Raw genomic sequence first — 20,901 nt, 5'->3', positions numbered from 1 at the left:
GTCATGACGTCGCCCACGGCGGCAGGGGGCGCCACGCCCCCTGCCGCTCCCCCGTCGCGCAAGAGTGTGACCGGCACCCGCAGGATGGTCGCGGCGCTGTTCCTGCTGCCCGCCCTCGTCCTGCTCGGCGCGCTCGTGGTGTACCCGATCGGGTACTCGGTGGTCCGCAGCTTCTACGACCAGTCCGGCGACGGCTTCGCCGGCATCGACAACTACAAGGCCCTCTTCACCGACGAGGGCATCCGCACCGCGCTGAAGAACAACATCATCTGGGTGGTCTTCGCGCCGACGGTGGCGACGGCCCTCGGCCTGATCTTCGCGGTGCTGACCGAACGGGTGCGCTGGGGAACGGCGTTCAAGCTGGTCGTCTTCATGCCGATGGCGATCTCGATGCTGGCGGCGGGCATCATCTTCCGCCTGGTGTACGACCAGGACCCGGACAAGGGCGTGGCGAACGCGGTGTGGGTGGGGGTGCACGACACCTTCGCCCAGTCGTCGGCGTTCCCCAAGGCCCACCCGGGCCGCCAGTCGCCGCTGGAGCCGGCCGGGGGCGGGGCGTTCGTCACCAAGTCGCCGGTGCGCGCCGGGGAGGCCGTCTCCCTGCCCCTGGTGGGCGTGGCGCCCGACCTGATGCCGGACGACGCGAAACCGGCCGCGGCGCCGAAGCCCGAGCCGGACAAGGTGACCGGCACGACCTGGCAGGACTTCACACGCGGCCAGGGCGTCGGCAGGCTGAACGGGGTCGACGCGGCCGAACTGGGCTACGCGGGGATGCGGATCGAGGCCGTGAAGGACGGCAGGGTGGTGGCGTCCACGACCGCCGCCGGCGACGGCACCTTCACCCTGCCCGCCTCCGCGGACGGGGCACTGCTGCGGCTCCCGGACAGCAACTTCAAGGAGCCCTACAACGGCCTGGACTGGCTCGGCCCGTCCCTGGTCACCCCCGCCATCATCGGCTCGTACATCTGGATGTGGGCGGGCTTCGCGATGGTGCTGATCGCCGCCGGGCTCGCGGGCGTGCCACGGGAGCTGCTGGAGGCGGCCCGGGTCGACGGCGCGAGTGAGTGGCAGGTGTTCAGACGGGTCACGGTGCCGCTGCTGGCGCCGGTCCTCGCGGTCGTCACCGTCACCCTGATGATCAACGTGCTGAAGGTCTTCGACCTGGTCTTCATCATCGCCCCGGGCTCCGCGCAGGACGACGCGAACGTGCTCGCGCTGGAGCTGTACCGCAAGGGCTTCTCCGAGGACCAGCCGGGCATCGCCAGCGCCATCTCGGTGTTCCTGCTGCTGCTCGTGATCCCGGTGATGTGGTTCAACGTACGGCGGCTGAGGCGGGAGGTGCGGCGATGACCGCGGACGCGGGCGGTCTGCCCGGCACGGCGGCGCGGCCCTCGGGCCCGGTCGAGGTGAAGCGCTCGCCGGCCTCCCGGCTGGTCGAATGGGTCAGCGGCGGACTGGTGCAGGTGTTCCTCATCCTGGTCGGCCTGTTCTGGCTGGTGCCGACGATCGGTCTGCTGCTGGCCAGTCTGCGCTCGCCGGAGGACATCGCGGCGAGCGGCTGGTGGAAGGTGTTCACCGAGCCGTCCCAGATCACCTTCGACAGCTACTCCAAGCTGCTGGAGAACGACGACATCACCAGCAGCCTGCTGAACACGGTGTGGATCACCGTCCCGGCGACCCTGCTGGTGGTGATCATCGGCTCCCTGGCCGGTTACGCCTTCGCGTGGATGGAGTTCCCGGGCCGGGACTGGTGGTTCCTGGGCGTGGTCGGGCTGCTGGTGGTGCCGGTGCAGGTGGCGCTCATCCCGATCGCCGAACTCTTCGGCACCATCGGCATCTTCGGTTCGGTGATGGGCGTGGTGCTGTTCCACGTCGGCTTCGGGCTGCCGTTCGCGGTGTTCCTGCTGCGGAACTTCTTCGCGGAGATCCCGCGGGAGCTGCTGGAGGCGGCCCGGCTGGACGGGGCGGGTGAACTGCGGCTGTTCTTCCGGGTCGTGATGCCGCTCGGTGCCCCGGCGATCGCCGCCCTCGGCATCTTCCAGTTCCTGTGGGTGTGGAACGACCTGCTGGTGGCGCTGATCTTCTCGGACTCCGGGAGCCAGCCGATCACGGTCGCGCTGCAGACGCAGGTACGGCAGTTCGGCAACAACATCGACGTGCTGGCGCCCGGCGCGTTCATCTCGATGGTGGTCCCGCTGGCCGTGTTCTTCGCGTTCCAGCGGCAGTTCGTGTCCGGCGTGATGGCCGGTGCGGTCAAGTAGGCCATACCACAGCGACATCGCGGGGGCGGGCCCGAAGCGGCCCGCCCCCGCGGCGTTCCCCCGGATGACGTAGCCGCCGTAACCAACCGGCCCCACCGGCCGTTCCCGGGCCGAACGCCCGCGCCGACCGATGGATGCCTCTTGCCCAGGTTCAGTGTCATTGTCCCCGCGTACCAGGTCCAGGCGTACCTGCACGAGTGCCTCGAATCGGTGCTCTCCCAGTCCTGTCCCGATCTGGAACTGATCGCCGTCGACGACGCCTCGCCGGACGCGTGCGGGGCGATCATCGACGAGTTCGCCGCGCGCGACCCGCGCGTGCGTGCCGTGCACCTGCCCGAGAACGTCGGCCTGGGTCCCGCCAGGAACGCCGGGGCGGCCCACGCCTGCGGCGACTACCTGCTCTTCCTGGACAGCGACGACACCCTCACCCCGGACGCGCTGCGCTCGATCGCCGACCGTCTGAAGGAGACGGGCGAGCCCGACGTCCTGGTCTTCGACTACGCGCGTACCTACTGGACCGGGGAAGCGGTCCGCAACCAGGCGGCCCTGCACCTGTCCGAGCAGGGCCCGGCCCCCTTCCGCCTGGAGGACCGCCCCGGTCTGCTGCGGCTGCTGATGGTCGCCTGGAACAAGGCCTACCGGCGGGAGTTCGTCGAGGCCGAGGGGTTCGCGTTCCCGACCGGCTGGTACGAGGACACCCCGTGGACGTACCCGGTGCTGATGACGGCGGACTCCCTCGCGACCCTCGACCGGGTCTGCGTGCACTACCGGCAGCGGCGGCAGGGCAGCATCCTGCGCACCACCAGCGACCGGCACTTCGACGTGTTCGACCAGTACGACCGGGTCTTCGCGTTCCTCGACGGGCATCCCGAGCTGGCGCGCTGGCGGCCGGTGCTCTTCCGCCGCATGGTCCACCACCTGGGGATCGTCTACGCGCGGCGGGACCGGCTGCCCCGCGGCTCCCGCGCCCGGTTCCTGCGGCAGGCCCGCGCCCACTACCGCCGCTACCGCACCCCCGGCGCGCCCGTCCCCCTGCGGTGCCGCATCCACCACACCCTGATCCGCTTCGGCCTGCACCGCACCTACCGGACCCTGCAGCTGGCGTCGGCGGTGCAGCGCGCCGCCGCCCGCACCACGGGCCGGGTGCTGCGCGGGCTGCGGTCGGCCGGGCTGCGGGCCCACTACCGGGTGCAGCGCTGCCTGCCCCTGTGCGCCGACCGGGCCGTCTTCACCGCCTACGACGGGCGCGGCCACAGCTGCAGCCCGGGGGCGCTGGAGGCCGCCTTCCGGGACCTCGCGCCGCATGTGCGCACCGCGTGGGCCGCCCGTCCCGAGCACCACCACGCCATCCCGCCGGGTCCCCGCCGGCTGGTGCCCGGCACGGCCGCCTACTGGACGGCCCTCGCCCGCTCCCGGTACCTGGTGAGCAACACCGAGTTCGACCACCGCCTCGCCAAACGCCGGGGGCAGGTCCTGATCCAGACGGGGCAGGGCACCCCGCTCGGGCACATCGGGCTGGACCTGCAGGAACGCCCGGCGGCGGCCCGCGGCCGGGACTTCGGGCGGCTGCTCAAGGACGTCGACGCGTGGGACTACGTGCTGTCGGCCAACCGCCACACGACGCTGACCCACGAGCGGGTCCACCCCGGCCGCTACACGGTGCTGGAGTACGGCTGCCCCCGCAACGACGTGTTGTGGACCGCGACCGCCGCGGACGTGGCCCGGCTGCGCTCCTCCCTCGGCATCCCCGAGGGCTCGGTGGCGATCCTGTACGCCCCGACCTACCGCGACTACCGCCGCTCGCAGCGCCACAGCCTCGACCTCCAGCGGATCGTGCGCCGCCTCGGCCCGCGCTTCCTCGTCCTGGCCCGCGCCCACCACGCCTGGGGCGCCCCGCTGGCCGAGAGCGCCGGCCGGGTCGTCGACGTCTCCGGCCACCCGAGCGTCGAGGCGCTCTGCCTGGCCTCGGACGCCCTGGTCACGGACTACTCGTCGCTCATGTTCGACTACGCCAACCTGGACCGGCCGATCGTGATCCACGCCGACGACCGGGAGGCCCACGAGGCGGCCCGCGGCACCTACTTCGACCTGCGCGCCTTCCCCCCGGGTGCGATCGCCCGCGGCGAGGACGAGCTGATCGACATCTTCGCCACCGGCCACTGGCGCGGCTCCCGCTCCGCCCAGCTGCGCTCGGCGTTCCGCGGGCGGTTCTGCACCTGGGACGACGGCCGGGCCGCCGAGCGGGTGGTGCGCCGGGTGGTCCTCGGGGAGAGCGAGCTGCCGCCGGTGGTGCCGCTGGAGGAGCGGTGCCCGGTGCCGTCGGCGGCGGCCTCGCAGGTCCGGGAACCGCTCGCCACGGTGCCGCGGCCGGCGGGCCCCGGTCTCGTCAGCGACGTCCTGTGACCACGGCCGCCCGAGGAGTCCGCATGCCCTCCGGTCCGTCCCGGCCGGCGCCCGCCCGGCCGCCTTCCCGGCCGCCCTCCCGGCGCCCGTCGGGGCGCCGCCCGGGACGCCGCGCGGCCTCCTGAGCGGCCGCGTCAGGCCCTCGCCCCGTCCCGGCCCCGGGGGCCCGTCCCAGCGTCCACCCCACGTCCCCCGTGTCCCCCCTCCCCCCGCAGACCTCGACAGAAAGAGCAGAATGCCCCGCTTCAGCATCGTCGTCCCGTCCCATGGGGTCGCGGGCCGGCTTCCCCTGGCGCTCGACTCGGTCCTCGCCCAGTCGTTCGGCGACTTCGAGGTGATCACGGTGTGCGACGCACCCGACGCGCCGGCGGCGGACGTCGCCGCCGGGTACGCCGGACGGGACAGCCGGGTGACGACGGTGCACTCCCCTCCGTCGGACGGACTGGCCGGGGCCCGCAACACCGGGCTGCGGGCGGCGGCCGGGGACCACGTGCTGTTCCTCGACGGCGACGACGAGCTGGCCCCGGGGGCGCTGGCGGAACTGGCCGCCCGGCTGGAGGCGGTGGGCGAGACCGACGTCCTGTACTTCGAGCACGAGCGCACCCCGTGGTGGGAGGGCCGGCCGGCCAATCCGGCCGCGGCCGCCCTGGCCGGCACACCCGCCGGGGCCTTCTCCCCCGACCGGGCCCCGCAGCTCACCGGGGTGACGCTCCCGGCGTGGAGCGCGGCGTACCGCCGGGCCTTCCTCGTCGAGGAGGAACTCACCTTTTCCCGCGGCCACTTCACCGACATCGGGTTCGGCGGCCCGGCCGCGCTGCGGGCGGAGCGGGTGGCGGTCCTGCGCACGGTCGTCGTCCGGCACCACCTGCGCCGGCAGGGCAACCGCCTGAACCTGCCCGGGGAGCACCACACCGAGCTGCTCGACCAGTGCGAGCTGGTGCTCACGCGGGCCGCGGAACGGGGCGTGCCGGCCGAGCGGCTGGGGCCGCTGTTCGAGCAGCTCTTCGCCGCCGTGCTGAGGACCGCCGCGCACCCGGCGCGGCTGCCCGCCGGGCGGTGGGCCTTCTTCCGGCGGGCGGGCCTGCTGTACCGGCGGCACCGCCCGGCCGGCTACCGGGCGCCCGGCGGCAGCCTCGGCGTGCAGCACCGGCTGCTGGCGTCCGGCTCGTACGCCGCGTTCCGCGCCCTGCGCGCCGCCAACCGGCGGGCCGCGCGGGCCGCCGCGCTGCTCCCCCGCCCGCGCGGCCTGCGCACCCGGCTGCGCTACGCGGCCGAACTGCGGCTGCCGATGGACGAGAACCTGGTCGTGTACTGCGCCTACTGGGGCCGCGGCTACGCCTGCAACCCGGCCGCGATCCACGCCAAGGCCCGCGAACTCGCCCCGCACCTGCGCGCGGTGTTCCTGGTGGAGCCGGACGCGGTGGGCAGCATGCCGCAGGACGTGGAGTACGCGGTGATCGGCAGCCGCAGGTACTGGCAGGTGCTGGCCCGCGCCAAGTACCTGGTGAACAACGCCAACTTCGCCGACGCCGTGGTCAAGCGCCCCGGCAGCGTGCACCTGCAGACCCAGCACGGCACGCCGCTGAAGAAGATGGGCGCCGACCAGTCGACGTACCCGGTGGTGGCCGCCGCGACCGGCAGCATCGGCCGGCTGCTGGCCCGGGTGGACCGCTGGGACTACAACCTCACCTCCAACCGCCACTCCACGCAGATGTGGGAGTCGGCCTTCCCCGGCGCGCACGAGACCCTCGAGTACGGCTATCCGCGCAACGACGTCTACTGCACGGCGTCCGCCGAGGACGTGGCCCGGGTGCGCAAGGAGCTCGGCGTCCCGGAGGGCAGGAAGGCCCTGCTGTACGCGCCCACCCACCGCGACTACGCCACCGGCTTCGCGTCGGGCCTGGACCTCGCGGAGTTCTGCGAGGCGATCGGCGACGAGTACGTGGTCCTGCTGCGCGCCCACTACTTCTACGACCGGGGGCCGGGCCGTCGCGGGGGCGGCCGGATCATCGACGTCACCGGGCACCGCTCGTCGGAGGACGTGTGCCTGGCGGCCGACGCGCTGATCACCGACTACTCGTCGATCATGTTCGACTACGCCAACCTCGACCGGCCGATCGTGGTGTACGCCGACGACTGGGACGTCTACCGGGAGACCCGGGGCGTCTACTTCGACCTGATGGCGTCCCCGCCCGGCCGCGTGGCCCGCACGCCCGCGGAGCTGGCGGCGCTGTTCCGCGACGGCACCTGGGCGGACGAGCGGGCCGCGGCGCTGCGAGCGGCGTTCCGGGAGCGGTTCTGCCAGTTCGACGACGGGCGCGCGGCGGAGCGTGTCGTGCGCCGGGTGCTGCTGGGCGAGCCGCCCGAGTCGATCCCGCCCGTGATCCCGCTCGCGCAGCGGGTCCCGGCCCCCGCGGCCGCCACCCTCGTGAGGAGCTGACGAAGACGTGCCCCGCTTCAGCATCATCGTCCCCGTCTACAACGTGCAGGGGTTCCTGCGCGAGTGTCTCGACTCGGTGCTCGGCCAGTCCCACGGCGACTTCGAGGTGATCGCCGTGGACGACCGCTCCCCCGACGGCAGCGGCGCGATCCTCGACGAGTACGCCGAGCGCGACCCGCGGGTGCGGGTGCTGCACCTGCCGGAGAACGTCGGCCTCGGCCGCGCCCGCAACGCCGGCCTGGACGAGGCGGCGGGCGACTACGTGCTGTTCCTCGACAGCGACGACCGCTACACGCCGGGGCTGCTGGCCGCCGTCGCCGCGCGGCTGGCGGCGGCGGACGACCCGGACATCCTGGTCTTCGACCACGTGCGCACGCACTGGTGGGGCCGGGGCGGGCGCAGCGAGGCGGCGGACCTGCTGGCCGCCGCGGGCCTGGGCACCTTCCGCGTCCGGGACGAGCCGGCCTGCCTCAACCTGTTCCTGGTCGCCTGGAACAAGGCCTACCGGCGGGACTTCTTCCAGGGCCACGGCCTGCGGTACGCGCCCGGGCTGTACGAGGACGCGCCGGTGACCTACCGGTCGATGGTCCTGGCGGAGCGGATCGCCTGCCTGGACCGGATCGGTGTGGAGTACCGCCAGCGCCGGCAGGGTGCCATCACCAGGACTCCGGGGCGCCGGCACTTCGAGATCTTCGCGCAGTACACGGGCCTGTTCGCGTTCCTGGAGGAGCGGCCCGACCTGGACTGGGCGCGGCCGCTGCTGCTGGAACGGGCCCTGGACCACATGCTGTTCGTGCTGGCCCGGGAGGACCGCGTCCGGCCCGCCGACCGGGCCGCGTTCTACCGCGAGATCCGCGCCTTCCACCGCCGCCACCTGCCCGAGGGCGGCTTCCCCCGGCCGGACGGCTGGCGCGGGCTGGAGATGCGGCTGCTGGCGGCGGCCCCCTACCCGCCGTACGCGGCGGTGCGGGGGCTGCGCGACCTGCGGGCGGCCGCCGGGGCGCGGCGGCGCAAGCTGGCGCAGCGGACCTCCGGCGGGGCGCTGCGCACCTGGTACGCGGCGCAGGCCCGGCGGCCCCTCGATCCGCACCTGGCCGTCTACGCGGCGAACCACCACCGGGGGATGACCGGCGACCCGGCCGCGATCTACGCCAGGGCCCGCGAACTCGCCCCGCACATCCGGGGCGTGTGGGTGGTGCGGGAGGACGCGGTGGCGGCGCTGCCGCCCGGCGTCGACCACGTGGTCGCGGGCTCGCGCCGCTACCACGAGGTCATGGCCCGGGCCACGTACTGGGTGAACGACGTCAACTGGCCCGGCACGCTGGCCAAGCGGCCCGGCAGCGTCCACGTCCACACCCACCAGGGCACCCCGCTGAAGTACATGGGCGCGGACCTGCTGACCAAGCCGGGCGCCCGGCACGGCTTCGACGTGCCGCAGATGCTGCGCCGGGCCGACCGCTGGGACTACAGCCTGGTCGCCGGGCGGCACGCGGAGCGGGCCTGGGAGCGGGCCTACCCGTGCCACTTCACGTCGCTGCGCACGGGCAGCCCGCGCAACGACGTGCTGGTCGGCGCGGGGCCGGAGCGGGGCGCGGCGGTGCGCGAGCGGCTCGGCATCCCGGCGGGGAACACGGTGGTGCTGTACGCCCCGACCCGCCGCGACTACCGCAAGGGCGGCCATGTGGACCGGTTCGACCCGGCCCGGTTCGCCGAGGACCTGGGGCCCGGCCACACCCTGGTCGTCCGGCTGCACCCCTCCCTGGCCGGGGGCATCGCGCGCGGGCTGGGCCTGTCCGACCTGCACCGGCGGGGCGTGGTGGTCGACGCGACCGACGAGCCGCACGTGGAGGACGTGATGCTCGCCTCCGACGTGCTGGTCACCGACTACTCGGCCCTGATGTTCGACTACGTGCTGCTGGACCGGCCGGTCGTGGTGCACGCCGACGACTGGGGCGCGTTCGCCGCCAGCCGGGGCGCGTACTTCGACATCACGGCGGACGCCCCGGGGCACGTGTCCCGCTCCTACCCGGAGCTGGCCCGGCTGTTCGCCTCCGGGGCCTGGCAGGACGCGGAGGCGGCCCGGCTGCGGGCGGACTTCCGGTCCCGCTACTGCGAGTTCGAGGACGGGCGGGCCGCCGAGCGGGTCGTCCGGCTGCTGATGCTGGGCGAGCGGGGCGCGGCGCTGCTGCCCGCGGCCCGCAGGGACCCTGCCGTGTCCGCGCGGTCCGGGGCGCTGATCGAGGGATGACGACACCCACCACTCCCGAGGCGCTGCCCTCCCTGCCCGGCCAGCGCGCGTCCTCGGCCCGCCCCGACGCCGCGCCCGGGCGGCCGTGGCCGGTGCGCCGGTGGAACGCGGCCCTGGTCGCCGTGCCGACCGCCGCCCTGTTCGTGCTGGGCTACCGGCGGCGCTGGATCTGCGACGACGGGCTGATCTACCTGCGCCCGGTCCGGCAGATCCTGGCGGGCAACGGGCCGGTGTTCAACGTCGGCGAGCGGGCGGAGAGTTCGACCGGCACCCTGTGGCAGTGGCTGCTCGCCCTCGCCGCCTGGGTCAGCGGCGCGGACCCGGCGTTCCTCGCGGTGGGACTGGGACTGCTGCTGAGCACGGCCGGGTTCGCGCTCGCCCTGCTCGCCACCTGCCGGCTGCACCGCGGGGCCGGGCTGCTGCTGCCCGCGGGGGTGTGCGTGCTGCTGGCGGTGCCGCCGTTCTGGTCGTACATGACGTCGGGGCTGGAGAGCGGGCTCGGTGCCTTCTGGACCGGTCTTTCGTGGTGGCTGCTGACGCGTGCGCGGCGGGGGCAGGCGCCCCGGGAGAGCTGCCCGGCCGCGTTCGTCCTCGGGCTGGGGCCGCTGGTCCGGCCGGATCTGGCGGTGGTGACGGTGTGCTTCCTGGCGGCGCAGTGGTGGGTCCTGCGGCCCTCGCGCCGGGGCACGGCGGCGCTGCTGGCCTCGGCGGGGGCGCTGCCGCTGGCCTACGAGGTGTTCCGGGCCGGGTACTACGGGATCCTGGTGCCGCTGCCGGCCATCGCCAAGGAGGCGAGCGCCAGCGACTGGGGCCGGGGTGCCGGGTACGTGCAGGAGACGCTCGGGCCGTACTGGCTGTGGCCCGTGGTGCCGGTGCTCGGCGCGCTCGCGGTGCTGCTGGTGCGCCGCACGCGCCGGCCGCTCCGGGACCTCGTCCCGGACCGGTCCTCGCCGGTGGTGCTGCTGGCGCCGCTCGCTGCCGGTGCGCTGCTGGCCGGGTACGTCGTCCGGGTCGGCGGCGACTACATGCACGCCCGCATGATCCTGCCCGCACTCCTGCTACTGCTCCTGCCCGTGCTGGTCGTCCCGGCCAACCGGGTCACCGGTGCGGCGAGCGCGCTGCTGGTGGTGTGGCTGTGCGCGGCGGTCAGCCCGCTGCGGGCGCCGTTCGACGTGCGCAGCACCCCCGGGTCGTTCAACGTGCGCAGCTCCGACGTGGAGGGGCTGGGCGACCACAACCCGGTGCGCACGAGCACCTGGGTGCGCAACTGGCCCGCCCTGCCCGAGGGGCGACGCATGCTGGCCGAGGCGATGCGCTCGCCCCGGCCGACCCTGCTCTACTTCGATTCCGGACGGCGGTTGCACGCCACGCCGATGCGCCCGGACGCGCCGTACCACGTGGTGATGGTGGGCCGTCATCTCGGCGTCACGGGTGCGGCGGCGCCGCTCGACGCGTACGTCAACGACGCCTGGGGGCTGGCCAGTCCGGTCGGCGCGCACCTGGCGCTGGAGCGGTGGAGCTGGCCCGGGCACGAGAAGTTCCTGCGCAACCACTGGGTCTTCGCGGAGTGGGCCCTCGCCGAGCCGCCGCGGCGGGACCTGCTGCGGGCGGGGGCCTCGCGGGAGACGGTCGAGGCGGCCCGGGCCGCGCTGGGCTGCGGCGAACTGGCGGAGCTGAGGGAGTCGGTGCGGGCGCCGCTGACCGCGCGGCGGTTCTGGGACAACCTCACCGGGGCGGCCGAGCGGACCCGGTTCCGCTTCGCGCGCTGGCCGGCGGCGGCCGAGCGTGCGCTGTGCGAGTGACGGCGGGCAGGTGGGCCAAGCGGTCTCACCCTATGAAGTGATCCGGTGTCAGGGCAGGCGTAGGGGCGGGAACGATCGGCGCATGCCTGTGACCTCCCTGCCCCTGCCGGCCGTCCTGTGAGCGCCCCGGTCCTCGTCCGGCGGGCGGTGCGCGGCGCGAGCGCGCTGCGCGGCGGCCGGCTGCGGCGACCCACCCCGTACCAGTTCTACGGCGCGCTGTTCTGGCTGGTGATGACGCTGGCGTACTGGCGGGTGCCGCTGTGCTGCGACGCCGGGCAGCACGCGGCGGTCGTCGAGCGCCTGAAGGCCGATCTGCTGCACCCGGCCCACACGATGGCGGACCTGCCGGGCGAGGGCAGCCCCTACTACGGGCCGTACGCGGTCGCGCAGGGGGCGGTCGCGCGGCTGACGGGGCTGACCGGCTGGGAGGTCGTGAAGCTGGCCGGGCCGGTGCACCTGGTGGTGCTGCTGACGGGGCTCGGCCGGTTCGTCCGCACCCTCACCCCGCGGGCCTGGGCGCCGGTGCTGGCGCTGCTGGCCATGACGCTGCTGTGGGGCACCGCCCGGGTGCTGTGGAGCGGCTACCTCGGGCTGATGCCGATGACGACGAATCTGGGGTATCCGTCCGCGCTCGCGATCGGCCTGACGTTCTGGGCGTGGGCCTGGACGGCCGCGCGCGCGGGCGACGGCGCCCGGGCGGTGCGGTTCGTCGGCCCGAGCGGTCTGGGCGGCTGGTGGGGCTACGCCGGGATCGGCGTCCTGTACGCCCTGATCCTGCTCACCCACCCGGTCACGGCGGCCTCCGCCCTGACGGGTGCGGTGGCGGTCGTGGCGTCCCGGCAGCGGGACTGGCGCCGGCCGGTCGTGGCCCGCTGGGCGCTCACCGCCCTGGCCTGCGCTGCGGTGGCCCTGTCCTGGCCGTACTACGACGTGCTGACGCTGGTGGGCGACACCGGCATGGACGCGATGCACCGGCGGCTGTACGAGAGGCTGCTCGCCAACTCCTGGCTGGCGGTGCTGGGGCTGCCCGCGCTGTGGGTGCGGGCGCGCAGGTCGCCGCGCGACCCGCTGGTGCTGCTGTTCGCCGTGGAGTGCCTGCTGCTGGCCTACGGCTGGGTCAGCGGGCACTACACGTACGCCCGGGTGCTGTGGGCCGTGCTGGTACCGCCGCAGTTCGCCCTGGCGGTGGAACTGGCGGCGCCCCGGCCGTGGCGGCGGGCCCGCAAGGTGCTCGGCGGGGCGGCGGTGGCCGGGGCGTGCGCGGGGTTCCTGACCGTGCACGCCGGGGCGGTCGTGCCGCGCTCGGTCGACCCGGTGGGGTTCACCCAGCCGACGCGCTGGCCGTCGTACGACTGGGCGGCGCGGTACATCGCCCCGGGCGAGGTCGTGATCACCGACGGGTACTTCGCCAGTCACGCCCTCGCCGGGTACGGGCCGAACCTGGCCGCGCCGATCTGGCCGGACCCGGCTCTGGACGAGCGGGAGCGGCGGCGCCGGGCGGCCGATGTGCGGGCCTACCTGGCGCACGGCTCGACCCGCGCCGAGCGGTCCGCCGTGGTCCGCCGCTACCACGTGCGCTGGCTGCTGCTGACGCGTTGGCACCCGGTGCCCGAGGAGGCGGTGGTGGTGGCGTGGAGCGGACGGACGGGGGAGGTACTGGCGCGGGTCGCGGGGTGAGGCGCCGGTGACTACTCGATGACGAGGTCGACGTCGATGTTGCCGCGGGTGGCGTTGGAGTAGGGGCAGACCTGGTGGGCCTGCTCGACCAGCTTGCGGCCGGTGGCCTCGTCCACGCTGTCGGGGAGCTCGACGCGGAGGACGACGGCGAGGCCGAAGCCCTCGCCCTGCTTGCCGATCGAGACCTCGGCGGTCACGGCGGCGTCGGAGACGTCGACCTTGGCCTGGCGGCCGACGAGGCCGAGGGCGCTGCCGAAGCAGGCGGCGTAACCGGCGGCGAAGAGCTGCTCGGGGTTGGTGCCCTGGCCGTTGCCGCCCATCGCCTGGGGCACGCCCAGGGCGAGGTCGAGCACGCCGTCGGAGCTGACGGCCCGGCCGTCGCGGCCGTGGGTGGCGGTGGCGACAGCGGTGTAGAGCGCGTCCATGGAAAACCTTCCCTCTCGGTCGTCGTTCGGCGGCCCGCTTCCGGACCGCCCGACCCCAGAATTAGAGCACACAATTAAGTTGTGCGCAATTTAATGGTGGGCCCGAGCTACCCTGGACCCATGAACACGCCGGACGACGACTGGCTCCGCCTGGACCAGCAGATCTGCTTCTCCCTGCACGCGGCCTCGCGCGCCTTCAACGGCGTCTACCGCGAGATCCTCAAGGACCTCGGGCTCACCTACCCGCAGTACCTGGTGATGCTGGTGCTCTGGGAGCACGAGGAGCTGCCCGTGAAGAAGCTCGGGGAGCACCTGCGCCTGGACTCCGGCACGCTGTCGCCCCTGCTCAAGCGGCTGGAGGCGGCGGGCCTGGTGATCCGGGAGCGCAGTGCGCGCGACGAGCGGTCGGTGGTCGTGCGCCCGACCGCGGACGGTGTCGCGCTGCGCGCGCGGGCGCTTCAGGTGCCGCGCCGCATCGCCGCCTCGACCGGATTCGACGCCGACGGGATCCGGGCCCTGCGCGCCTCCCTGGACGAGCTCACCACCGCGCTCGACGCGGCCGCCCTCGCCGGGCCGGCGGCCGGTCCGCCGGCAGACGGGCGGTCGTAGCGGCGCCGGGCGGTACGCCGGGCTGCTCGGCGGGCCGGCGCCGGACGTGCAGGCGCAGCACCACGGCGCCCTCGGTGTGCTCCTCGCGGACGGTGAACTCCTCGGCCAGCACGGCCAGCTTGGTGCGCTCGACCGGGTCGGACGGCGCCCGGCGCGGATCCAGGTCCGCCCGCTCGGCGACCACCCAGACGCGGTCCACCGAGGCCAGCCGCTGCCGCAGCCGGTCCGGCGCCGCCTCCCGGCCCCACAGCGTCCCCGACCGGGGTGCCGGGTCCGCCAGCGCGATGTCCCGCGCCCGCCGGAACCCCTTCGGATAGGCCAGCGCCGCGAGCCTGCCCACCGACGGCACGAACAGCACCGGGTCCCCCGGGCGCACCTGCCTGAGGGCGAGCGCGGAGACCACGGCGAGGTTGTCCGGGCGGTGCGCGGCCGTGCGGTCCTGGCGGTGGACGGGGAGCTGGGCGAGGAAGCCCGCCGTGAGCGCCAGCACGCCGCAGACCCCGACCGCGGCCCGCACCTGGCGGCCGCGGATCCGCACCCGCCGCCCGTCGAACCGCACCCGCCCCAGCGCCCCGGCCACCCGCCCGGCCCCGGCCGCCACCAGCAGCGACGCGCCCGCCAGCGCGTACAGGACGTACCGGTCGTGGTACAGCGGCCGCACCTGCGAGACGGTCATCAGGAGGGCCGGCGGCACCAGCAGCAGCGGCAGCGCGACCGCCGCGGTCCGCCGCTCGCGCAGGCCCAGGGCCGCCAGCAGCAGCGACGCCCAGAACACGGCTCCCTCCGGGCCCGGGACGACGTTCCGGGCGAGCCGCTCGACCCGGTCCCAGCCCGGCGCGACCAGCCACGCCACCTGCCCGGACTGCCGCTGCGAGACCCACACCAGCGGCAGCAGCAGCACCGCCACGGCGCCGGCGGCCCGCCCCCAGCCGCGCCACACCCCGCGGGGCACCCGCAGCCAGGCCAGGGTCACCGCGTGCGCGCACAGCACCGGGACCGCCAGCTCGTGCAGCACGCACGTCACCCCGAGGACCGTGCCGTACGGCCACCAGCGCCGGGCGCCCGCCCCGTCCACGGCCCGCACCAGCAGCAGGGTCGCTCCCGCCGCCCCGGCCGCGACCAGCGCGTAGGACCGGCCCTCCTGGGCGTAGTGGCCGGTCATCGGCGTGAGGGCGTACAGGAGCCCCGCCAGGAGGCCGAGCCGGGGTCCGGAGAGCCGGACACCGAGGGCCGCGACCAGTCCGGCCGCGACGGTGGCCGCGCACACCGAGGGCAGGCGCAGGACGACCTCGTCCGCACGGACGGCCAGGACGGCGTGCATGAACAGGTAGTAGAGGCCGTGCACCGCGTCCACGTCGTGCAGCAGCCGCCAGATCTGCGGAACCGTGCGCTGCGCGACCTGGAAGGTGACGCTCTCGTCGCCCCACATGCCGCCGCGGTCCAGGCCCCACAGCCCCGCCGCGAGCATCACCGCCATGGGCGCCGCCACGGCCGCCGCACCCCCGCCGAGCCGGCCGCTCCCCGTCGACTGTCCGCTCTTCACCCGCCGATTCTGTGGCGTTGCCTCCTCTTTGCCGGGCTTCGGTGGTGTGTTACCACTTTCATGTCATTCGCCCGGCTTACCATCCGTCGTAATGAATGCCCACAGGGATGCCGGCGGCGATGCCGCCGAGCCGCTCGCCGAGGCCGCCGTCGTGGTCATCGGCTACGACGACGCCGCCCATGTGACCGACGCGGTGCGTTCGGCGCTCGCCCAGGGCCCGGTGGTGCGCGAGGTGGTGGCCGTCGACGACTGCTCGGCGGACGGCAGCGCCGGCCTGCTGGAACGGCTCGCCGCCTCGGAACCCCGGCTGCGCGTGATCCGCCGCCGGGTCAACAGCGGCGGCTGCGGCACCCCCCGCAACACCGGGCTCGACGCCGTGACCGCGCCGTACGTGATGTTCCTGGACAGCGACGACGTCCTGCCGCCCGGCGCCGCCGACGCCCTGCTGCGGGCGGCCCGCGGCGCGCACGCCGAGGTGGCGAGCGGCCTGTGCGTCCGCCGGGAGCTGCCCTCGGGCCGCGAGGTGCCCTGGCAGCCGCGCCTGTACGCCCTGCACTCCGCCGTGCCGCACCCCGCACGCCGCCCGCGCCTGGTCCACGACACGCTCTGCGTCAACAAGCTGTACCGCACCGCGTTCCTGCGCGAGCACGGCATCCGCTTCCCGGAGGGCCGCTTCCCGTACGAGGACGTGGTGTTCACCGCGCGCGTGCTGGCCGCGGCCCCGCGCATCGCCCTGATCCCGGACCGGGTCTACGTCTGGCACGTGCGCCGGTCCGCCGAGCGGCTGTCGATCTCCCTGGACCGGGCGGGGATCGTCAACTGGCGGGCCCGCACGGAGGCGTGCCGGCAGGCGTACGAGATCCTGCTGGGCGCCGGCCAGAAGGAGCTGGCGCGGGCAGCGCGCGCCAAGTTCCTCGACCACGACCTGCGGATGTACCTGCGGGAACTGGGGTTGCGCGACGCCTCCTACCGGCGCGCGTGGTGGGACCTCACGCGGGCGCACCTGGCCGGGTACGACGCCGACGACTGGGCCCGCAACCCGGCCGCCCCCGGTCCGCTGGCCGGGCGGGTCGTCCTGGCCGGCCCGGAGCCGCGCGACCTGCCCCGGCTGCGGGAGCTCGCGGCCCGGCCGGCCCGCCTGCTCCCGCCGTACGCCCGGGCGGCCGACGGCACGCCCGTGTGGTCGGCCGACCTGCCGCAGGTCTCCCTGGAACCGCTGCTGGGCCGGCCGGTGCGCGCGCTGCCCCTGGCCGTCGACGCGGCGCTGCGGCCCCGCGTCCGCGGCACCTCGCTGCGGCTGCGCCTGCACGAGCTGTACGGGCGGGTGGCCGGGGCGGGCCCCCGGAGCGTGGAGGTGGAGTGGCTGCACCGGGACGACGGGGACCTGCTCGTCCGGGGCGGCACGGCGGAGTTCGTACGGTGCCCGGACGCCTCCCGGCCGGACGGGAACGGCGCCTGGACGGCCGAGGCCGCCGTCGACCTGGCCGCCCTCGCCGCACTCGGCGCCGGGACCTGGGACCTGCGGCTGCGCATCCGCTTCGAGGAGGGCGCCGACCGGGTCGTCACGGCGCACGCCCTCACGGGCGCCGGGCTCCTGCACCGCCGCGCCGTCCCCAGCGCCCGGTGCGGCGTGGTACTCGTACAGCCCTACGCCACCCACTCCGGTGCGCTGGCGCTGCGGGTGGCGCCCGGCGCACGCGGAGTGCTCTCGGTCGTCCGCGGAAGGCTGCGCCGGCTGCTTCACTGAGAGCACCACCACCGGGCCAACTGACGAGGGGACGGCCGCACATGACCTGGTTGATCACCGGCGGCGCCGGCTACATCGGCGCGCACGTCGTACGGGCGATGACCGCGGCGGGGGAAGCGGCGGTGGTCTACGACGACCTGTCCACGGGCATCGCCGCGCGCGTGCCGGACGGGGTGCCGCTGGTGCCCGGCTCCACGCTGGACCGCGAGCGCGTCACCCGCGTTCTCACGGAGCACGGGATCACGGGCGTGGTCCACCTCGCGGCGAAGAAGCAGGTGGGCGAGTCGGTCGAGCAGCCGCTGCGCTACTACCGGGAGAACGTCGAGGGTCTGCGCGTCCTGCTGGACGCCGTGACCGAGGCCGGGGTCGGGACGTTCGTCTTCTCCTCCTCCGCGGCCGTGTACGGCATGCCGGACGTGGACCTGGTCACGGAGGAGACGCCGTGCGTGCCGCTGTCGCCGTACGGCGAGACCAAGCTGGCCGGTGAGTGGCTGGTGCGCGCGGCGGGCCGGGCGGCCGGGCTGTCGACCGCGTGCCTGCGGTACTTCAACGTGGCGGGCGCGGCGGCCCCCGGCCTCGCGGACGTCGGCGTGTTCAACCTCGTGCCCATGGTGTTCGAGAGGCTCACGCTGAACGTGCCGCCGCGTGTCTTCGGCGACGACTACCCCACCCCCGACGGCACCTGTGTGCGCGACTACATCCACGTGGTCGACCTGGCCGAGGCCCATGTCGCCGCGGCCCGCGCCCTGCGCTCCTCCCCCGGCCGCGCCCTCACGCTGAACATCGGCCGGGGCGAGGGGGTGTCCGTCCGCGAGATGATCGACCGCATCAACGCGGTGACCGGCCACGACCTGTCCCCCGAGGTCGTCCCGCGCCGCCCGGGCGACCCCGCCCGGGTCGTGGCCTCCGCCGACCGGGCGGCCGCCGAACTGGGCTGGAAGGCCCGCCACGACGTCCAGGACATGATCACCTCGGCGTGGCAGGGCTGGGTCCGGCTGCATCCGGAGGCCGAGAGGCACTGACCGCACAGCGGCGGCCGGGAAGCACGCACCGCCGCAGGCCGGAAGGCAGCACCGACGCGGCGGTCCCCCCTGAGGGCCCAGGGGCGGGACGTCCGGGCTACAGGGCGCGCAGGGCCGCCGCCGTCGCCCGGGTCAGGGCCTCCAGGTAGCCCTTCGGCGGCTTCGGGGCGCGGATCACCACCGACCGCCAGTACAGGGGGCCGGAGATCAGGTCGAGGGCCAGGTCGTGGTCCAGGCCCTCGCTCAGCTCGCCCCGCCGCTGCGCCGCCGTGACGATGCCGGTGGCGACCCCGTCCTGGCCCTCCCGCAGGGCCTTCTGCAGGGCCTCGGCGATGTCCGGGTTGCGGGCGGCCTCGGCCTGGAGGTCGGGGATGACCTGCGAGGCGACCGGGTGGCGCAGCGCCCGGGACGTCACCTCGTACAGCAGCCGCAGGTCGCCCTCCAGGGAGCCGGTGTCCGGGACCGGCAGGCCCTGCACGGCGAGCGCCGCGACGATGTCGAGGACCAGGTGCAGCTTGGAGCGCCAGCGGCGGTACACCGCCGTCTTCCCGACGCCCGCCCGGCGGGCGATCCCCTCGATGGACATCCGCGCGTAGCCGACGGCCGCGAGCTCCTCGAAGACGGCGGAGCGGATGGCCTCCGTCACGTCCTCGCGCAGGACGGCGGCCCCCGCGGGGGCCCGGCGGCGCGGGGGCTGCTGTGGCTCGTCGGGCGTCGTCGTCATGCGGACAGCATAGGGCGCCACGACGAAACGGTTGCGTTCCGACGTCGCACGGACGTACGCTCCCGTTACGACGAAACGGTCCCGTCCCGACGTAAGAGGCCGTGAAGAGCACGGTGAGAAGCCCTCCCGCGCGGGCGCCCGCACGCCGGGGCCCTTCGAGCCGCTCTCCGCGAATCCGCAGGTCCCGTCCCCCCGAACGAAAGCAGCGGATGTGAGCCAGGTCCTCCACGCACCGCCCCCGGCCCCGGTCCCGGCCGACGACGACCTCGCCGCGCTCGCCGCCCGGCACGGCCTCGCGGTCAGCGGCGCCCGCCCCTCCCTGCCCGCCTACGTCCGGCAGCTGTGGGCCCGCCGGCACTTCATCACCGCGTTCGCCACCGCCAAGCTCACCGCCCAGTACAGCCAGGCGAAGCTCGGCCAGGTCTGGCAGGTGATGACCCCCCTGCTCAACGCGGCGGTCTACTACTTCATCTTCGGCGTCCTGCTCGGCACCAAGCACGGCGTGCCGGACTACGTGCCGTTCCTGGTCACGGGCGTGTTCGTCTGGACGTTCACGCAGAGCTCGATCATGGCGGGCACCCGCGCCATCGCCGGCAACCTCGGGCTGGTGCGGGCCCTGCACTTCCCGCGCGCCGCACTGCCGCTGTCGTTCTGCCTCCAGCAGTTGCAGCAACTGCTGTTCTCCATGGCCGCGCTGGTCGTCATCCTGCTCTGCTTCGGCGTGCCGGTCGGGATGTCCTGGCTGCTGGCGGTGCCGGCGCTGTTCCTGCAGTTCACGTTCAACGCGGGCGTCTCCATGGTCATGGCGCGGATGGGGGCCAAGACCCCCGACATCGCCCAGCTGATGCCGTTCGTGCTGCGCACCTGGATGTACGTCTCGGGTGTCATGTGGAGCATCGACCAGCTGGCGGACAAGGACAGCCTGCCGCGCGCGGTGACCCTGCTGCTGGAGACCAACCCGGCCGCGATCTACATCGACCTGATGCGCTTCGCGCTGATCGACAGTTTCCACGCGGACCGGCTGCCCGCCCACGTGTGGGCGCTCGCCGCGGGCTGGGCGCTGATCGCCGGCGTCGGCGGCTTCATCTACTTCTGGAAGGCTGAGGAGACGTACGGCCGTGGCTGAGCACCCGAGCGAGAAGATCCCCACCGTCGTCGCCGACGGCGTCGACATCGTCTACCGCGTCAACGGCACCGGCGCCGGACGCGGCTCCGCGACCGCCGCCCTCAACCGCATCCTGCGCCGCAGGCAGACCGAGAAGACCTCGGGCGTGCGCCGCGTGCACGCCGTGCGGAACGTGTCCTTCGTCGCCCACCGGGGCGAGGCGATCGGCCTGATCGGCACCAACGGCTCGGGCAAGTCGACCCTGCTCAAGGCGGTCGCCGGGCTTCTCCCCGTGGAGAACGGCCGTATCTACACCGACGGCCAGCCGTCCCTGCTCGGGGTCAACGCGGCCCTGATGAACGACCTGACGGGCGAGCGCAACGTGCACCTCGGCGGGCTGGCCATGGGCATGTCCCGCGAGCAGATCAGGGAGCGCTACCAGGAGATCGTCGACTTCTCCGGCATCAACGACAAGGGCGACTTCATCACGCTGCCGATGCGGACGTACTCCTCCGGCATGGCGGCGCGGCTGCGGTTCTCCATCGCCGCCGCCAAGGACCACGACGTGCTGCTGATCGACGAGGCCCTGGCCACCGGCGACCGGGCCTTCCAGAAGCGCTCCGAGGGACGCATCCGCGAGCTGCGCAAGCACGCGGGCACGGTGTTCCTGGTCAGCCACAACAACAAGTCCATCCGCGACACCTGCGACCGCGTGCTGTGGCTGGAGCGCGGCGAGCTGCGCATGGACGGGCCCACGGAGGACGTGCTCAAGGAGTACGAGGCGTTCACCGGGGCGAAGTCCGCCAAGCCCAAGCCCAAGGCCCGGCCCGAGCCGAAGGCCGCCGTTCCCTCGTGAGGCGCAGCCCGCTCGATCGTTTTGTCGCATTGATGGCAC

15 protein-coding genes are annotated in these 20,901 nt (G+C 74.5%); 12 read left to right on the top strand and 3 right to left on the bottom strand.

Annotation, left to right across the window (positions count from 1 at the left end; all coding sequences use genetic code 11):
* Positions 1-3: 3 nt before the first annotated feature.
* The 7 genes from ACFYWG_RS11260 to ACFYWG_RS11230 all read left to right on the top strand — a co-directional run bounded on the left by ACFYWG_RS11260 (position 4) and on the right by ACFYWG_RS11230 (position 12,831).
* Positions 4-1,350, top strand: coding sequence for a carbohydrate ABC transporter permease (locus ACFYWG_RS11260; RefSeq protein ID WP_385420534.1), 1,347 nt, complete (start codon positions 4-6; stop codon positions 1,348-1,350).
* Positions 1,347-2,261 carry a carbohydrate ABC transporter permease gene (locus tag ACFYWG_RS11255; protein ID WP_383510975.1) on the top strand — a complete coding sequence of 305 codons (915 nt, stop codon included), beginning with the start codon at positions 1,347-1,349 and terminating at the stop codon, positions 2,259-2,261. Before ACFYWG_RS11260 ends, ACFYWG_RS11255 begins: the two co-directional genes overlap by 4 nt.
* Before the next feature lie 141 nt (positions 2,262-2,402).
* Positions 2,403-4,664 (top strand): CDP-glycerol glycerophosphotransferase family protein, encoded by a 2,262-nt coding sequence (locus tag ACFYWG_RS11250; protein ID WP_389200826.1) that lies wholly within the window; start codon positions 2,403-2,405, stop codon positions 4,662-4,664.
* Positions 4,665-4,899: 235 nt separating this feature from the next.
* Positions 4,900-7,104, top strand: a complete 2,205-nt coding sequence (locus tag ACFYWG_RS11245; RefSeq protein ID WP_389200824.1) for a CDP-glycerol glycerophosphotransferase family protein — start codon at positions 4,900-4,902, stop codon at positions 7,102-7,104.
* 7 nt (positions 7,105-7,111) lie between these two features.
* Complete coding sequence (locus ACFYWG_RS11240; protein ID WP_383503818.1) at positions 7,112-9,352, top strand: CDP-glycerol glycerophosphotransferase family protein; 2,241 nt, start codon at positions 7,112-7,114, stop codon at positions 9,350-9,352.
* On the top strand, positions 9,349-11,154 hold the full coding sequence (locus ACFYWG_RS11235; protein ID WP_389200822.1) for a hypothetical protein: 1,806 nt from the start codon (positions 9,349-9,351) through the stop codon (positions 11,152-11,154). Before ACFYWG_RS11240 ends, ACFYWG_RS11235 begins: the two co-directional genes overlap by 4 nt.
* Positions 11,155-11,271: 117 nt before the next feature.
* The gene (locus ACFYWG_RS11230) at positions 11,272-12,831 is read left to right on the top strand and encodes a hypothetical protein (RefSeq protein ID WP_389200820.1); all 1,560 of its coding nucleotides are present in this window, start codon (positions 11,272-11,274) and stop codon (positions 12,829-12,831) included.
* An 11-nt stretch (positions 12,832-12,842) separates the two neighbouring features.
* Here ACFYWG_RS11230 and ACFYWG_RS11225 read toward each other — a convergent pair whose 3' ends face one another.
* Complete coding sequence (locus tag ACFYWG_RS11225) at positions 12,843-13,256, bottom strand: organic hydroperoxide resistance protein (RefSeq protein ID WP_383503821.1); 414 nt, start codon at positions 13,254-13,256, stop codon at positions 12,843-12,845.
* Between the two features lie 120 nt (positions 13,257-13,376).
* Here ACFYWG_RS11225 and ACFYWG_RS11220 point away from each other — a divergent pair, with 120 nt between their 5' ends.
* Complete coding sequence (locus tag ACFYWG_RS11220; RefSeq protein ID WP_376333886.1) at positions 13,377-13,865, top strand: MarR family winged helix-turn-helix transcriptional regulator; 489 nt, start codon at positions 13,377-13,379, stop codon at positions 13,863-13,865.
* Here ACFYWG_RS11220 and ACFYWG_RS11215 read toward each other — a convergent pair.
* Positions 13,795-15,342 carry a hypothetical protein gene (locus tag ACFYWG_RS11215; RefSeq protein ID WP_389201783.1) on the bottom strand — a complete coding sequence of 516 codons (1,548 nt, stop codon included), beginning with the start codon at positions 15,340-15,342 and terminating at the stop codon, positions 13,795-13,797. The two genes, ACFYWG_RS11220 and ACFYWG_RS11215, sit on opposite strands and share 71 nt — an antisense overlap.
* 157 nt (positions 15,343-15,499) lie before the next feature.
* Between ACFYWG_RS11215 and ACFYWG_RS11210 the strand changes: the two genes are divergently transcribed.
* Positions 15,500-17,155: a glycosyltransferase gene (locus tag ACFYWG_RS11210; RefSeq protein ID WP_389200817.1), complete on the top strand. Its 1,656-nt coding sequence runs from the start codon at positions 15,500-15,502 to the stop codon at positions 17,153-17,155.
* Positions 17,156-17,196: 41 nt separating this feature from the next.
* Complete coding sequence (gene galE / locus ACFYWG_RS11205; RefSeq protein ID WP_389200815.1) at positions 17,197-18,177, top strand: UDP-glucose 4-epimerase GalE; 981 nt, start codon at positions 17,197-17,199, stop codon at positions 18,175-18,177.
* Positions 18,178-18,274: 97 nt separating this feature from the next.
* On the opposite strand, the gene ACFYWG_RS11200 is transcribed toward galE, so the two are convergent.
* A complete protein-coding gene (locus ACFYWG_RS11200; protein WP_383503825.1) occupies positions 18,275-18,901 on the bottom strand; it encodes a TetR/AcrR family transcriptional regulator in 627 nt (208 codons plus the stop codon).
* A gap of 211 nt (positions 18,902-19,112) precedes the next feature.
* Between ACFYWG_RS11200 and ACFYWG_RS11195 the strand changes: the two genes are divergently transcribed.
* A complete protein-coding gene (locus ACFYWG_RS11195; protein ID WP_383503826.1) occupies positions 19,113-20,027 on the top strand; it encodes an ABC transporter permease in 915 nt (304 codons plus the stop codon).
* Positions 20,020-20,862: an ABC transporter ATP-binding protein gene (locus tag ACFYWG_RS11190; RefSeq protein WP_389200812.1), complete on the top strand. Its 843-nt coding sequence runs from the start codon at positions 20,020-20,022 to the stop codon at positions 20,860-20,862. Before ACFYWG_RS11195 ends, ACFYWG_RS11190 begins: the two co-directional genes overlap by 8 nt.
* The last annotated feature ends 39 nt before the right edge of the window (positions 20,863-20,901 follow it).

The organism is Streptomyces sp. NPDC003456, from assembly GCF_042878735.1.
Lineage (GTDB): Bacteria > Actinomycetota > Actinomycetes > Streptomycetales > Streptomycetaceae > Streptomyces.
The sequence above is the reverse complement of the archived record's forward strand: the minus strand, read 5'-3'. Positions and strand labels throughout refer to the sequence as shown.